The 14,999-nt window shown below is 64.2% G+C and carries 10 protein-coding genes; 4 read left to right on the forward strand and 6 right to left on the reverse strand.

Annotation, left to right across the window (positions count from 1 at the left end; translation table 11 throughout):
• Positions 1–115 precede the first annotated feature (115 nt).
• Both pyc and E4M07_RS10540 read left to right on the forward strand, forming a co-directional pair.
• Entirely contained in the window at positions 116–3,574 is a 3,459-nt protein-coding gene (gene pyc, locus E4M07_RS10535) for a pyruvate carboxylase (protein ID WP_136658499.1), read from the forward strand.
• A 68-nt stretch (positions 3,575–3,642) separates the two neighbouring features.
• Positions 3,643–4,797, forward strand: a complete 1,155-nt coding sequence (locus E4M07_RS10540) for an MFS transporter (RefSeq protein WP_136658255.1) — start codon at positions 3,643–3,645, stop codon at positions 4,795–4,797.
• A 6-nt stretch (positions 4,798–4,803) separates the two neighbouring features.
• On the opposite strand, the gene E4M07_RS10545 is transcribed toward E4M07_RS10540, so the two are convergent.
• From E4M07_RS10545 to E4M07_RS10565, 5 genes are all read right to left on the reverse strand, one after another.
• A complete protein-coding gene (locus tag E4M07_RS10545) occupies positions 4,804–5,730 on the reverse strand; it encodes a diacylglycerol kinase family protein (RefSeq protein WP_136658256.1) in 927 nt (308 codons plus the stop codon).
• 46 nt (positions 5,731–5,776) lie between these two features.
• Positions 5,777–7,357 (reverse strand): efflux transporter outer membrane subunit, encoded by a 1,581-nt coding sequence (locus tag E4M07_RS10550; RefSeq protein WP_136658257.1) that lies wholly within the window; start codon positions 7,355–7,357, stop codon positions 5,777–5,779.
• Between the two features lie 14 nt (positions 7,358–7,371).
• Positions 7,372–8,517, reverse strand: a complete 1,146-nt coding sequence (locus tag E4M07_RS10555) for an HlyD family secretion protein (RefSeq protein ID WP_136658258.1) — start codon at positions 8,515–8,517, stop codon at positions 7,372–7,374.
• 12 nt (positions 8,518–8,529) lie between these two features.
• Entirely contained in the window at positions 8,530–8,967 is a 438-nt protein-coding gene (locus E4M07_RS10560) for a DUF3302 domain-containing protein (protein ID WP_246660406.1), read from the reverse strand.
• A 93-nt stretch (positions 8,968–9,060) separates the two neighbouring features.
• The gene (locus E4M07_RS10565; protein ID WP_348640517.1) at positions 9,061–9,945 is read right to left on the reverse strand and encodes a LysR family transcriptional regulator; all 885 of its coding nucleotides are present in this window, start codon (positions 9,943–9,945) and stop codon (positions 9,061–9,063) included.
• Between the two features lie 110 nt (positions 9,946–10,055).
• On the opposite strand from E4M07_RS10565, the gene E4M07_RS10570 reads away from it, so the two are divergent.
• Both E4M07_RS10570 and ispG read left to right on the forward strand, forming a co-directional pair.
• On the forward strand, positions 10,056–11,036 hold the full coding sequence (locus E4M07_RS10570; protein WP_136658260.1) for an NmrA family NAD(P)-binding protein: 981 nt from the start codon (positions 10,056–10,058) through the stop codon (positions 11,034–11,036).
• 160 nt (positions 11,037–11,196) lie between these two features.
• Positions 11,197–12,456, forward strand: coding sequence for a flavodoxin-dependent (E)-4-hydroxy-3-methylbut-2-enyl-diphosphate synthase (gene ispG, locus E4M07_RS10575; protein ID WP_136658261.1), 1,260 nt, complete (start codon positions 11,197–11,199; stop codon positions 12,454–12,456).
• A gap of 11 nt (positions 12,457–12,467) precedes the next feature.
• Here ispG and E4M07_RS10580 read toward each other — a convergent pair whose 3' ends face one another.
• Positions 12,468–14,861: a response regulator gene (locus E4M07_RS10580; RefSeq protein WP_136658262.1), complete on the reverse strand. Its 2,394-nt coding sequence runs from the start codon at positions 14,859–14,861 to the stop codon at positions 12,468–12,470.
• Positions 14,862–14,999 lie beyond the last annotated feature (138 nt).

The raw sequence follows: 14,999 nt of genomic DNA on the forward strand, positions 1-14,999 counted from the left end.
CGGCTCCGGCTCACAGCCCCGGCCATCAAACGCTTCAAATTAGCCGTCACATGCTCTAAGAGAGTGCGACTGCGGCCGAATTATACCGCGCCGCACAATGACGGAGACTCTCGCCTTGCCGATTTCCAAGATCCTGGTCGCAAACCGTTCCGAAATTGCCATCCGCGTTTTCCGCGCCGCCAACGAGCTCGGCCTGAAGACGGTCGCCGTGTGGGCGGAAGAGGACAAGCTGGCGCTGCACCGGTTCAAGGCGGACGAATCCTACCAGGTCGGCCGCGGCCCGCATCTGGCGCAGGATCTCGGTCCGATCGAGAGCTATCTGTCGATCGACGAGATGATCCGGGTCGCCAAGCTTTCCGGCGCCGACGCCATCCACCCGGGATACGGGCTGTTGTCGGAGAGCCCCGAATTCGCGGAAGCCTGTGCTGACAGCGGCATTGTTTTCATCGGCCCGAAGCCGGAGACCATGCGCCGGCTCGGCAACAAGGTGGCGGCGCGCAATCTTGCGGTGGAGGTCGGCGTGCCGGTCGTGCCGGCCACCGAGCCGCTGCCGGACGACATGGAAGAGACCGCCAAAATGGCGCGGGAGATCGGCTATCCGGTGATGCTGAAAGCGTCCTGGGGCGGCGGCGGGCGCGGCATGCGCGTCATCCGCTCCGAGGACGATCTGGAACGCGAGGTGACGGAAGCCAAGCGTGAGGCCCGCGCCGCCTTCGGCAAGGACGAGGTCTACCTTGAAAAGCTGGTCGAGCGGGCCCGTCACGTGGAGGTCCAGATGCTCGGCGACAAGCACGGCAATGTCGTGCACCTCTTCGAGCGCGACTGCTCCATCCAGCGGCGCAACCAGAAGGTCGTCGAGCGGGCGCCGGCGCCCTATCTCGACGACGCGCGGCGGGCCGAGCTTGCCTCCTACGCCATCAAGATCGGCGAAGCGACCGACTATATCGGCGCCGGCACCGTCGAGTTCCTGATGGATGCCGACAGCGGCGCCTTCTATTTCATCGAGGTCAATCCGCGCATCCAGGTCGAGCACACGGTGACCGAGGAAGTGACCGGTATCGATATCGTCAAGGCGCAGATCCACATTCTCGAGGGGCACGCCATCGGAACCGCCGGGTCGGGCGTACCGGCGCAGAAGGACATCCGCCTCAACGGCCACGCCTTGCAGTGCCGCATCACGACGGAGGATCCGGAGCAGAACTTCATTCCCGATTACGGGCGCATCACCGCTTACCGCGGCGCCACCGGCTTCGGCATCCGGCTGGACGGCGGAACCGCCTATTCCGGCGCGGTGATCACCCGTTACTACGATCCGCTGCTCGAGAAGGTGACGGCCTGGGCGCCGACGCCCGAAGAGGCCATCAACCGGATGGACCGGGCGCTGCGCGAGTTCCGCATCCGCGGCGTCGCCACCAATCTGACCTTCCTTGAAGCAATCATCGGCCACCCGAATTTCCGCGACAACAGCTATACGACGAAATTCATCGACAATACGCCGGAACTGTTCGAGCAGGTCCGGCGCAAGGACCGCGCGACGCGGCTTTTGACCTATCTCGCCGACGTCACGGTCAACGGGCATCCCGAAACGCGCGGCCGGATCAGACCGGACGAGGAGGTCAGCGCGCCGATCGTGCCGTTTGTCGGCGGCGACGCCCCCGACGGCAGCAAGCAGAAGCTCGACGCGCTGGGGCCGGAGAAGTTCGCGGCGTGGATGCGCGCCGAAAAACGCGTGCTGATGACCGACACGACCATGCGCGACGGGCATCAGTCGCTGCTGGCGACGCGCATGCGCACGCACGACATCGCCGGTATCGCCGGCACCTATGCGCGGGCGCTGCCGGAACTGCTGTCGCTGGAATGCTGGGGCGGCGCGACCTTCGACGTCGCCATGCGCTTTTTGACGGAGGACCCGTGGGAGCGGCTGGCGCAGATCCGCGAAGGCGCCCCCAACATCCTGTTGCAGATGCTGCTGCGCGGCGCCAACGGCGTCGGCTACAAGAACTATCCCGACAATGTGGTCAGGCATTTCGTGCACCAGGCGGCACGCGGCGGCATTGACCTCTTTCGCGTCTTCGACTGCCTCAACTGGGTGGAGAACATGCGCGTCGCAATGGATGCCGTGTGCGAGGAGAACAGGCTCTGCGAGGCGACGATCTGCTACACGGGCGACATTTTGAACTCGGCGCGGCCGAAATACGATCTCAAATACTATACGGACCTGACCCGCGAGCTGACCGATGCCGGCGCCCACATCATCGCGCTCAAGGACATGGCGGGGCTTCTGAAACCGGCGGCGGCGACGGAGCTGTTCAAGGCGATGCGCGAGGCGACCGACCTTCCCATCCATTTCCACACGCATGACACCTCGGGCATCGCCGCCGCCACCGTTCTGGCGGCCGTGGACGCCGGCGTCGATGCCGTTGACGCGGCAATGGACGCGCTTTCCGGCAACACTTCGCAGCCCTGCCTCGGCTCGATCGTGGAGGCACTGCGCGGCGGCGAGCGGGACCCGGGTCTCGATCCCGAGTGGATCCGCCGCATTTCCTTCTACTGGGAAGCCGTGCGCGCCCAGTACGTGGCTTTCGAGAGCGACCTCAAGGGACCGGCCTCGGAGGTCTACTTGCACGAAATGCCGGGCGGCCAGTTCACCAATCTCAAGGAACAGGCACGGTCGCTGGGGCTTGAGACCCGCTGGCACGAGGTGGCGCAAGCCTACGCCGACGCCAACCAGATGTTCGGCGACATCGTCAAGGTGACGCCATCGTCGAAGGTGGTCGGCGATATGGCGCTGATGATGGTCTCGCAGGACCTGTCGGTTGCCGACGTCGAGGATCCCGACCGCGATGTGTCCTTTCCCGATTCGGTCGTCTCGATGATGCGCGGCGATCTCGGCCAGTCGCCGGGCGGCTGGCCGCAGGCGCTGCAGAAGAAGGTCCTGAAGGGCGATAAGGCCTTTACCGACCGCCCCGGCTCGCTTCTGGAGGATGCGGACCTGGACGCCGAAAAAACCGAGATCGAGAAGCAAATAGACCGGTCGGTCGACGACTTTGAGCTGGCTTCGTACCTGATGTACCCGAAGGTCTTCACGGACTATGCGCTGGCGCGCAAGACCTACGGTCCCGTGTCGGCCCTGCCGACGCCCGCCTATTTCTACGGCCTGCCGGCGGGCAACGAGCTGTTCGTCGACCTGGAGAAGGGCAAGACGCTGGTGATCCGTAACCTGGCGGTGGGCGAACCCAATGAGAAGGGCATGGTCACCGTGTTCTTCGAGCTCAACGGCCAGCCGCGCCGCATCAAGGTTCCGGACCGCGCGCACGGCGCATCGGCGGCGGCGCAGCGGCGCAAGGCCGATGCCGGCAACGATGCCGAGGTCGGGGCACCGATGCCGGGTGTCGTCTCCACGGTCGCGGTCGCCGCCGGCCAGGAGGTCCAGGCCGGCGACGTGCTGCTGTCCATCGAGGCCATGAAGATGGAAACGGCAATTCATGCCGAAAGGGATGGCGTGATCGCCGAGGTGCTGGTAAAAGCCGGCGATCAGATCGACGCGAAAGACCTCCTGGTCGTCTACGCGTAATTCAACCATATCCGCCGGTCGGCGGGCATCGAGCAATCCGGTCATTGACTGCTCTGGGGGCTACGGGCATGCGCGCAGCGGTATCCGCGATGTTCCTGATGAACGGCTTTGTCGTCGGCAGCTGGGCGCCGCTGGTCCCCGAGCTCGCCGAACGGCACGGGCTGTCGGAATCGGCGCTGGGGCTGTTGATCCTGACGCTGGGCTTCGGCTCGATCCTCATCATGCCCATCTCCGGGGCGCTGATCGCCCGCATCGGCGCGCTGCCAGTGCTGCGCGTGACGTGCCTTTTATGCGCGTTTGCGCTTCTGCCCGTCGCGCTGGCGCCGTCCGTGCCGGTGCTGGTCGGCGTGCTCTTCGTCTTCGGCGGCATCATCGGCTCCATGGACATCGCTATGAACGCCAACGCTGTGGTCGTCGAGCGGCGGCTGAAGAAGGCGATCATGTCCTCCTGCCACGGTTTCTGGAGCCTCGGCGGACTCATTGGCGCGGCGTCGGGCGGCGTGCTGATCGACCGTTTCGGGAGCAGCGTCCAGGTGGCGCTGGTCTGCGTTCTTGCCGCCATCGTCGCCCTGTCCTTCGTTTCGCGGCTGGCGCCGGACCTGCCCCTGGCTGAAGACGCCAAGCCGAAATTCCGGCTGACGCTCGCGCCGATGCCCTACGTCGTCGGGCTCGTCGCGCTGTTTTCCATGGTGCCGGAGGGCGCGATCCTCGACTGGGGCGCGCTTTACCTGCGCCAGGATCTCGGCGCCGATGTCACCTATTCCGGGCTCGCCTTCGGCGCCGTCGCGGCCACCATGGCCATCATGCGCTTTGCCGGCGATGCGGTGCGGCAACGGTTCGGCGCCGTGACCACCATGCGCTATTCGGCGGTTGTAGCCGCCGCCGGGCTGCTCCTCGCCGCGACGGCGACCGGCCCGGCGATGGCGATCGCCGGGTTCGCGCTGTCCGGCATCGGCATCGCCAACCTGGTGCCCGTGGCGCTGTCGGCGGCGGGCAACCTGCCGGGCCTGCCGCCCGGCGTCGGCATCAGCATCGCCACGTCGATGGGCTATTCGGGCATCCTGATGGCGCCGGCGCTGATCGGCTTCGTCGCCGAGTTCCAGGGCTTTTCGGCAGCCTTCATGGGGCTCGCCGCGCTGTTCGTCGTCGTATTCGGGCTGTCGTCGGTGGCGCGCCACGCCGATCTCAGCGAAGCGGCCGAGACGCCATTCACCGGAGGGTGATTGCCGCTACTGGCCCAGCAGCAGCGCGCCGGGAAGGATCTCGAACGTTGCCTTCAGGCAGCCCGGCGATTCGCCGTCGATATCGAGCGGCACCCCGGACCCCGGCTGCCCCACGGTTTCCGCAACGATGCGGCGTCCCGTGCGTGCGACGATCATCCGGTGATTCATATGGGCGCCGCGATAGACCTGGCGCAGATCCTTTGCCAGTGTCAGCTTCGATCCGCCCCGAAGAATGACGATTTCGAACTCGCCGCTGTCAAGCCGCGCATTCGGCGCGACATGCATGCCGCCGCCGAAGTACCGGCCGTTGGCGATCGCTGCCATGGTGAGATCGACGGTCAGTTCCTCGCGGTCGTCAATGGTCAGGCGCACGGTGCGGCTGCGGTGGCGCAGCAGCGCCCCGAGCGTGGCGATGTAATAGGCGGCCTTTCCCGGCAGGAGACCCGTCATGCGCTCGCCATTGACCGCGCGGTCGACCTCGCCGGAAAGGCCCATGCCGGCAATGTTTATGAACAGGCGGGATGCGGGATTCCCGTTGTCATCCGTATAGCTAACGCGGCCGAGATCGATCCGGCGCTGCTTTCCCGATGCGATGTCCCTGAGGGGGTCTGCCGAGGGACCCAGGCTGCGGGCAAAATCCGCACCGGTGCCAGCACTGATGACGGCGAAGGCGCATCCGCGCCGGATGCTTCCGTCGTCACCCGCAAATCCGTTCACCGCCTCGCTGATCGTTCCGTCCCCGCCGACGGCGATCACAAGTTCCGCGCCCGCCTCGACGGCCTGTCGCACACGCTTCGTGGCATCGCCCGGGCCGCTTGTGAAAGCGTGCTCGAACGATCCGATCCTGTCTGACAGGGCGTTGGCAATGCCCGGCCAGCGGCGGCCGGTTCGGCCGCTTCCGGCGAGCGGATTTATGACAACGAATGCTCTCATGGTGCGGGTGCTGCCATGCGCCCGCGGGGCTCGTTCATAGTCAAAGCTACTGCGTCTGGATGGGATCCGGCTCGATCGGCTTCTCGAGCAGCTGGCCCCAATTGGTGCGGTCTTCCATCTGCTCGCGTGTCTGGGCGTTGATGAATCCCTTGACGTTGGGCGGCACCCAGCCGCCGGCGAGCCCCTTGTAGACGGAAATCAGGTTGGTCAGCACATCGGCGCGGGCGACGAGCAGGCGGGCCTCCGAATCCAGCAGCGCCCGTTGCGCGTCGATCACCCGGTCGTAGCTGGCGGTGCCGTCCTGGTACTGGACCAGTACCTCCCCCTCGGCGCGCTTCGATGCGGCGACGGCGCGGGACAGATAAACCACCTGCTGTTTCGAGCGGACAAAGGCGACGAGCGCGGTCTCGACCTCGGAATAGGCGTTGAGCACGGTGTTCTTGTACTGCTCGATCGTTTCCTGGAACTCGGCATCCTGAACCCGCACATTGTTCTGAATGCGCCCGTAGTTGAGCACGTTCCAGGAAAAGGACGGGTTGATGAAACCCTCGAAACTGCGCGTGTTGAACAGGCCCTTGAAGTCGCTGGCCTTGAGGCCGATGGCGCCGGATATCGTAAAGGCGGGATAAAGGTCCGCCTTGGCGACGCCGATCTGCGCCGACTGTGCGGCGGCAAGATACTCGGCGGCACGGATGTCGGGGCGGCGGCGCAGCATGTCGGCGGGCACGCCAACGGCCACCGTCGCCGGCACGCGCGGCAGGCGGGCGTATTTCTTCAGCCGCGGCGCCACATCGCCCGGCGGCTCGCTCAGGAGCACGCTCAGGGCGTTCATCGTCTGCGCCAGATCGGCCTGGTAGCCGGGCAGGGTGGCGAGCGTGCTGTTATAGGCCGCGGTGGCCTCGTCGACGTCGAGGCGCGTGGTTGTGCCGCCCTCGAGCTTGACCTTGGCGATGTCGAGGCTCTTTTTCTGCAGGGCCAGGTTCCGGCGGGTGATGGCGATCAGGCCCTGCAGTTCGCGGATCGTCACATAGGTGGCGGCGATGTCGCCGGTCAAAGTGACCAGCGCATCGTCATAGCTGGCGATCTGGTAGAGCAGGTTGGCCCGGGCCGACTGGATATCGCGGCGGATCTTGCCCCACAGATCGATCTCCCAGCCGGCATCGAAGCCGGTGCTGTAGCGGGTGAAATTCGGATCCAGGGGGATGAACTGGCGGACATCGCGCACCAGCGGCTCGTTCTCGCTGAGCTGAACCTTCTCGACGCCGGCCTTGGCCTGCTGCTGCTGCGGAAACAGCTCGCCCTCGGCGACGCCGAGTTGGGCGCGCGCCTGATAGACTCGGGCGCCGGCGGCCTCGAGCAGGACGTTCTGCCGGTACGCCTCGTTGATCAGCGCCGTCAGGGTCGGGTCCTTGAACAGCGTCCACCAGTTGTTGACGGCGGCGCTGCGGGTCGTGAAACCGGTCTTGGCGTCGACGGGAAGGCCGGCGCCCTTGCTCCAGCTTCCGAGATAGGGCGCTTCCGGACGCTCGAAATCCGGCCCGACCATGCAGCCGGCAAGGACAAGGGCGGTCGCCGCAAGGGTGGGAAGTCTGCTGAGATGCCTTGCGTATCGGGTCAGTCCGCTCATCTTGCCCGCCTCGGTCACAGATTCAGTGGGAACAGGAGATTGGCCCAGGAGTAGAGCCGGATGTTGATGCGCCGCAGCGGCTCGAATCCCTTGCCGAGGCCGGTGTAGATGGCGACAGCGCCGTGCACGCCGGCAGGAAACCGCTTCAGCGCCGGATCGTCCACCTTGATCTGCACGGCAATGCGGCCCTGAACTTTGGGGAAGCGGAATGTCGGCACGTTGCCGCTCGGCTTGATCTGGCCCTGTCCCGTGCCCCACCAGACCGCCTCTACGCTGCCCTTGAATATCTGTCCCGGGAAGATGTCGAGCGCGATCTCCACCTCCTGGCCGGGTTCGACGAATTTGAGATGCTCCTGATAGAAGGTCGCCAGCAAATAGGGGTCGGCGTCGGCCACGAGCACGGCGAGGGATGCGATGCGGCGATTGCCGACGACAAGGCCGGGCCGCGCCTGCTGGGTTATGATGACGCCGTCCTCCGGCGCCCGGATGGTGGTCTGGTCCAGATAATACTGGGATTTTGCAACCTCGGCCTGCGCGCCGTAGACCTGCGCGTTGATGCCGTCGATCTTGGCGTCGCGGGCAAGCTCGGCCTTGGTGATATTGGCCTGCGCCTCGGAGACCTGCGCGTCGGCGGCGGCAAGCTGCTGCGTCCACTTGTCCAGCGTCTCCTGACGGGCGCCGCCCTTGGGTACGAGGTCCGTGTAGCGATTGACGTCTTCCTGCGCGAAGGTGCGGTTCGCCTGCGCCTCCAAAAGGGCATCCTTGGCCTGTTCGACGTCGACATCCAACATCTTGGCGTTCTGCTGCGCCTGCACGAGGTTGGCCTGGTTGGTCGCCAGATTGGCCTCGTAGATCGTCTTGTCGAACTGGTACATCACGTCGCCGGCCTTGACCTGCTGGTTGGCCGTCACCAGCACCTCCTTGAGGATGGTGGGCTGCGGCAGGCGCGGTACGAGCTGGATCGTCGGGCGGATGACATGCCCGTCCATGGAGAACGGCTGGAAGAAGCGCAGCGCGATCAGGAAGATCAGCAGCATATGGACGCCGACCCAGAAGCCGACGATGCCCCACACGATGTTGAACTTGAGAAGCCGGAAACGGAAAAAGACCAGCCACACGAAGACGATGTAGGTAACGACGATGCCGACGGCTATTAACATCCACCCACCCCGCTATGCCGGTTTTTCCGGATCGTCTTTTTCTGCTGCATCCGCCGATCCCGGCTGAGCGGCATCACTTTCGGCCTGCCGGGCAGGCTGCACCTCGGCAACGTCAACCTTCTTTACCGGCCCGCCCGGCAGCGGCACGCCGTAGACGGTGGCGCGCTGGCCTTCGAGATCGGCGTTTGTGTCGGGCATGGAACGCACGTCGACGAGCGTCGCTTCATGCAGCGCCCAGATGATCGCGTGAATCCACGGGAAGATCGTGAACAGGCCGATCCAGCCAACAATCTTGACGGCCTCGGCGTGCGGGTGGTTGCGCCGCTCCGCGATCTTTCCCGGCAAACTGCCGAGCTGAATAAGGACATAGAAGAATACAACGATGAGGACGACCAGGAACAGGAAGGTCAGGTAGTCGTAGCCGGTGATCGGGAAGTCAATCAGATGCATCGAATCGCCTCCCTTCCGCTCGCCGGCGCCCTGTGCAAATCGGCCGCAGTGTCGCCCGCCAATGCAAATATTGCAACACCAATGCTCTGTTCTTCACGCGTCGTTGAGCGGCAGTGCGCCGATGCGTTCATAGAGGAAATCCATGACGCGCCGGATGCGCTGGCTGGTGCGCAACTCCCGGTGCGAAGCAAGCCAGATCGGCAGGGCGGGAATGGCAACGTCCGGCAGTATGCGGCGCAAGCCCGGGTGTCCGGCGGCAAGGAAATGGGCGACGAAACCGATTCCAGAACCGGCCTTGACGAGCTCGAAATAGGCGATCTGGTGATCGGTGCGGACCGCGAAAAAATCGCGCTGTGCGCGGATGCCGAGATTCGCCATTCCGTCGATGATGAGGCCGGAGCGGTCCATGCCGACGAGCCGGTGTTCGAAGAATTCCTCAACCGTGGCCGGCGTGCCGTGGCGGGCGAGATAATCCTCGTGAGCATAGGTTCCCATCCCGAAATCATTTGTCTTGCGGGCAATGACGTCGTTCTGGACCGGACGGACCATGCGCACGGCGATGTCGGCGTCGCGGCTCAGGAGGTTCTCCACCGTGTTGCTCGGCACGAGTTCGATCTGAATGTCCGGTTCGGCGACGCTGAGGGCAGCCAGAATGGGCGGCAGGACGTAGGCGGAGACCACCTCGCTGGCGGTGATGCGGACGGTGCCGCTGACCGTTAGCGCCCGGCCGGCGGCCTTCAGCGTAAGCCGGTCGGCCTCGGCGGCCATCGCCTTGGCGTCCTCGACGATGGACAGGCCCGCCTCCGTCAGCGACATGCCGTGCCGGCCGCGGGTGAACAGGGTCAGTCCCAGCGCCGATTCAAGCGCATCGATGTGGCGCCCGAGCGTCGGCTGGCTGACACCGAGATGATCGGCGGCGCCGGCCAGGGTCCCCTGTTCGGCGACGGCCAGAAAACTGCGGATTAGGTTCCAGTCCATGGCAACGATACATTGTTGAATAGATGTTATGCAGTTTAGTCTATATAAAATACAATCTTGAATTCATATTGTCGATGCATCGTATAGTTCCATCCAAAGGAGATGACGCAATGCAGACGATCGCAGTCCTCGGCGCCAACGGGCGCCTGTCCAACCCGGTTGCCAGGGCATTTCACGCGGCCGGTTATCGTGTCGTGGCGGTAACCCGCTCCGGCAAGGCCAAGGGGCTTCCAGCCGAGATTGAACAGAGGGCGGCGGATGCCATGGACCGGCAGGCGCTGATCAGCGCAACGTCGGGTGCGGACATATTGTTCAACGGCCTCAATCCGGCTTACACGGACTGGGGCAAATATGTCCTGCCAATGGGGGAGAATGTCATGGCAGCGGCCCGGAGCCACGGCGCGTTCCATCTGTTCCCGGGGAACGTCTATAATTTCGGGCGGGACATCGGCGAAAACACGCACGTGGGACACCCGCAGCGGGCCGAGACGCGCAAGGGCCGGATCCGTATCGCGCTGGAGCAGCATTTCGAACGCGAAGCCGGTCTTGGCAATGTGCGGACGGCCATCTTGCGTGCCGGTGATTTCTTCGGCGGTTCGATAAGGGGCACTTGGTTCGATCTCGCCATCGCAGAGAAGATCGGCAGGGGGATATTCACCTATCCCGGGCCGATGGACCTGCCGCACGGCTGGGCCTACCTCCCGGATCTGGCGGGAACATTTGTGAGACTTGCCGACCATTGTGACGCGCTGCAGCCATTCCAGACCTTCCATTTCACCGGCCACACTTTAACCGGGTCGCAACTGAAAACCCTGTGCGAGCATGCTGCCGGTCGACCATTGAAAAGGGCCGGCATGCCCTGGCCACTTCTGCGTGCCGCCGGCGTGTTTTCTCCGATGCTGCGCGAGGTTTGCGAGATGTCCTATCTCTGGCGCACCCCGCACAGCCTCGATGGCAGCAAGCTCAAGGCACTGATCGCGCGTGTGCCGCACACGGAAGCGGGTGTTGCGGTGGCGGCTGCGCTTTCGGAACTCGGGGTGGATACCGCGGACCGCCGGGACGGCGCGTTGGCCGCCCTGTCGACAACATAAGCTGACAAAGAACCCGCCTGCACGGCGGGTTCCTTCTGACCCACCGCATTTGTCGACGATTCCGCCGACCGTCATCATGTTGACATTGTGGGCTGGTTGTACCACCTCACACCCAGACAAGGATTTTTGGCGCCACAAAGCACTGCGGCCAGGGGTTCCGATGAGCAGCTATTATTCAGAGGTATTCGACAGGCGCCGTTCCGTTGCCGTCGATGTCGGCGGCGTCAAGGTCGGGGGCGATCATGCGATCGTCGTTCAATCGATGACCAACACGGATACGGCCGATGTCGACGCCACCGTCGCGCAGGTCGCCGCGCTCCACAATGCCGGCTCGGAGATCGTGCGCATCACCGTCGACCGGGACGAGAGCGCCGCGGCCGTGCCGAAAATCCGCGAAAGGCTGGAAAGGCTCGGCCTCGATGTGCCGATCGTCGGCGATTTCCACTATATCGGCCACAAGCTACTTGCCGATCATCCGGCCTGCGCCGAGGCGCTGGCGAAATACCGCATCAATCCCGGCAATGTCGGCTTCAAGGACAAGAAGGACAAGCAGTTCGCGCAGATCGTCGAGACCGCGATCCGCTACGACAAACCAGTGCGCATCGGCGTAAACTGGGGTTCGCTCGACCAGATGCTGCTGACCCGGCTGATGGACGAAAACCATGAAAAAGGCGGGCCGATGAGCGCCCAGGAAGTGACGCGCGAAGCCATTGTGCAGTCGGCCCTTTTGTCGGCTGAACTCGCCGAGGAGATCGGGCTTGCCCGCGACCGCATCATCCTGTCGGCCAAGGTCAGCCAGGTGCAGGACCTGATCGCCGTCTACACGGAACTGGCGCGCCGGTCAGATCATGCGCTGCATCTGGGGCTGACGGAGGCCGGCATGGGCAGCAAGGGCATCGTCGCATCGGCGGCGGCGCTCTCAATCGTCATGCAGCAGGGGATCGGCGATACGATCCGCATTTCGCTGACGCCGGAACCCGGCGGCGACCGCACGCGTGAGGTGCAGGTGGCGCAGGAACTGCTGCAGGTCATGGGGTTCCGCCAGTTCGTGCCGGTGGTCGCAGCCTGTCCGGGTTGCGGACGCACCACATCCACCGTGTTCCAGGAACTGGCGCGCCGGATCGAGGACGATCTGCGCCGCAACATGCCCGTGTGGCGGGACAAATATCCGGGTGTCGAAACCCTCAATGTCGCGGTCATGGGCTGCATCGTCAACGGTCCGGGCGAGTCCAAGCATGCCGATATCGGCATCTCGCTGCCCGGCACGGGCGAAAGCCCGGCGGCGCCGGTCTTCGTCGACGGCAAGAAGGTCCGCACCCTGCGCGGCGACAATATCGCCGGGGAATTCGAGGCTATGGTGGGCGACTATATCCGCAACCGCTTCGGGGGCACGCAGGCCGAGGACCCGGACGCGGCGTGACGCTGCGGCATTCAGGCCGTATCGCGCGTGTCCTGCCGATCGCCGGCTTCAGCGAGCCATGCCTCGATCTTCTGGGCCAGCTTCTCCGGTGAAATCGGCTTCGGCATGTAATCGTCCATGCCGGCCTCGAGGCAGCGGGACCGGTCGTCCTTGAGCGCGTGGGCGGTCACGCCGATGATGGGCGTGTGCGTATCCATCCTGGCTTCGTGCTTGCGGATATGGGCGGTTGCCTGGTAGCCGTTCATGCGCGGCATGGAAACATCCATCAGGATCAGGCGCGGCGCGAGCTTGCTCCACAGCTCGACGGCTTCCTGCCCGTCATTTGCGATGCGGAAGGAATAGCCGGTTTCCCCCAGCATGTGATCGAACACCATCTGATTGACCTCGTTGTCCTCGGCAACGAGGATGTCGATGGACTGCCGTCCGTCCGGCGATGCGACCGGCTCGGCTGCTGCGAATTCAGCCGCCGGCGGAGCCGGTTGACGGGTTGCGTTGGTCTCGCCGCCGGCCGTTGCGCCATTGCCCGATGATTGGCACGGTCCGCCCGCGTTTTTCGTCAATATTGCCGTGATCGTCTCGAGCAGCAAAGAGGCCCGCACGGGTTTGGTCAGGTTTCCGGTGATGTCGAGACGTTCGCACAAATCGTTGGTGCCGACGTGATCAACCGATGTCATGAGAAGGATCGGGATGCCGGCGGTCAACGGCGTTGAGGCCAGCGCCGAGCGCAGCTGCCTTGCCGCGTCCTCCGGCATCGGTGTGTCCAGTATGATGAGATCCGCAGGCAGGCCGAGTTCCGCGGATTTGCAGGCAAGTCCGATGGCGAGAGGTATCGATTCGACAGCCGCGCAGTCGAACGACCAGCTGCGCAGTTGCTCGCGGGCGACGTCCTGGCTCATCTTGTTGGCATCGATGAGAATGATCCGCGCGCCGTTGATGTCGATCGGAGCCTCCGGTATCGCGTGCTCGACGGTGCGGCTGACCGGCAGCTTCAGCTCCAGCCAGAACTTGGAGCCTTTGCCGACGGTGCTTTCAACGCCGATGCGCCCGCCCATCAGTTCGACGAGGCCGGCTGCGATGGCGAGCCCGAGGCCGGTTCCCTCGAACTTGCGCGTCGAGGACGCGTCCACTTGGCTGAACTTGTCGAAGATGATTCCGAGCTTGTCGGCCGGGATGCCCGGCCCGGTGTCCTGAACCGTTATGCGGATGTCGGCGGTGTTGTCCGAGGCCGTGCCCTGGATGTTCACCATGATCTGGCCGCGATCGGTGAATTTGACCGCGTTGCCGATGATGTTGGTGAGGACCTGGCGAATGCGCCCGACATCGCCGACAAAGGCGTCGGGCAGGTCCGGGTCGTACCGCATCACCATCTCGAGGTCCTTTTCCGCGACGCTGCCCGCCAGCAGGGTGGCGATGTCCTCGATCGCCTCGCGCAGGCTGAAGGGTGCCGGACTGAGCTGCATCTGCCGGGCGTCGATCTTGGAGAAGTCCAGAATGTCGTTGATGATGGTGAGCAGCGCCTGGCCGGACTTGACGATGATGTCGGTGAAGGTGCGCTGCTTGTTGGAAAGATCCGTGCGCGCCAGCAGTTCCGCCATGCCCAGCACGCCGTTCATGGGCGTGCGGATTTCGTGGCTCATGTTGGCAAGAAATTCAGACTTGGTTTTTTCCGCCGCCTTCGCCTTGCGGGTCTGCTGCCGGGCCTGGGCAATGGCAAGGTCAAGCCGGCCGATGGTGCGCCACAAAAGCAGATCGAACGGAACGAACACGAAAAGGCCAAGCGCCAGCAGAACGGCGATCGTGGTCAGCAAAAAGGTCTGCACGCGACGGCCCTGCGTGATGGTCGTCTCCTTGAGCGATTCAAGGATGGTCTGCGTGATTTTCGCGCCGGTCTGGTTGAGGAAGCTGTCATAGATCGAAAAAAGGACCTTGCCGGCCCAGCGCAGATCGTCGACCGTTTCGGCGCTTTCGACATCCGCCGTGTCCGTGATCTGCCGGTACTGCTTGAACGGGTCGTCCGCACGCATGTAGCGGTCGGCGGCGTAAACGCTCTGGCGCAGCGCTTCGGGCGTCTCGGGCGACAGCCAGAGTTCGCGGAAACGCTCGAACTCCGTCTTCACGGCGTTTTGCCGGTAGATCAGGCCCTTTTTGACCGATTCGACACCGGCGTCGTCCGGCAGCATCTCGACCTGCGCGGCCCGTCCGGCCAGTTGCGCCAGCGCGTCGTCAAGTTCACCGATGCACTTGACCATCAACCCGTAGTGGCTGATGGCCCGGTTCTGCGCCTGTTGCTCGCTGTAGAAGAGTATGCAGATGCCGCCGATGAGCAGGATGGTCGTGACATAGCAGACGCGCAGGAATATCGATATCCCCTTCCGCCCTTTCGGATTGTCACCCAACTCGCCCATGCACGTACCCGTCAATCGATTAAGTATGCAGCCGCCGTACGGTAATATCCGGCATATATCCGCATCCTTAGCATCGGCAGGCTATGCGCGGCGGCGACGAAACCCGTAATGCGCGCAGGTGGATGCAGGCATATCGTC

The sequence above is a fragment of the Nitratireductor sp. XY-223 genome, from assembly GCF_004959855.1.
Taxonomy (GTDB): Bacteria; Pseudomonadota; Alphaproteobacteria; order Rhizobiales; family Rhizobiaceae; genus Hoeflea_A.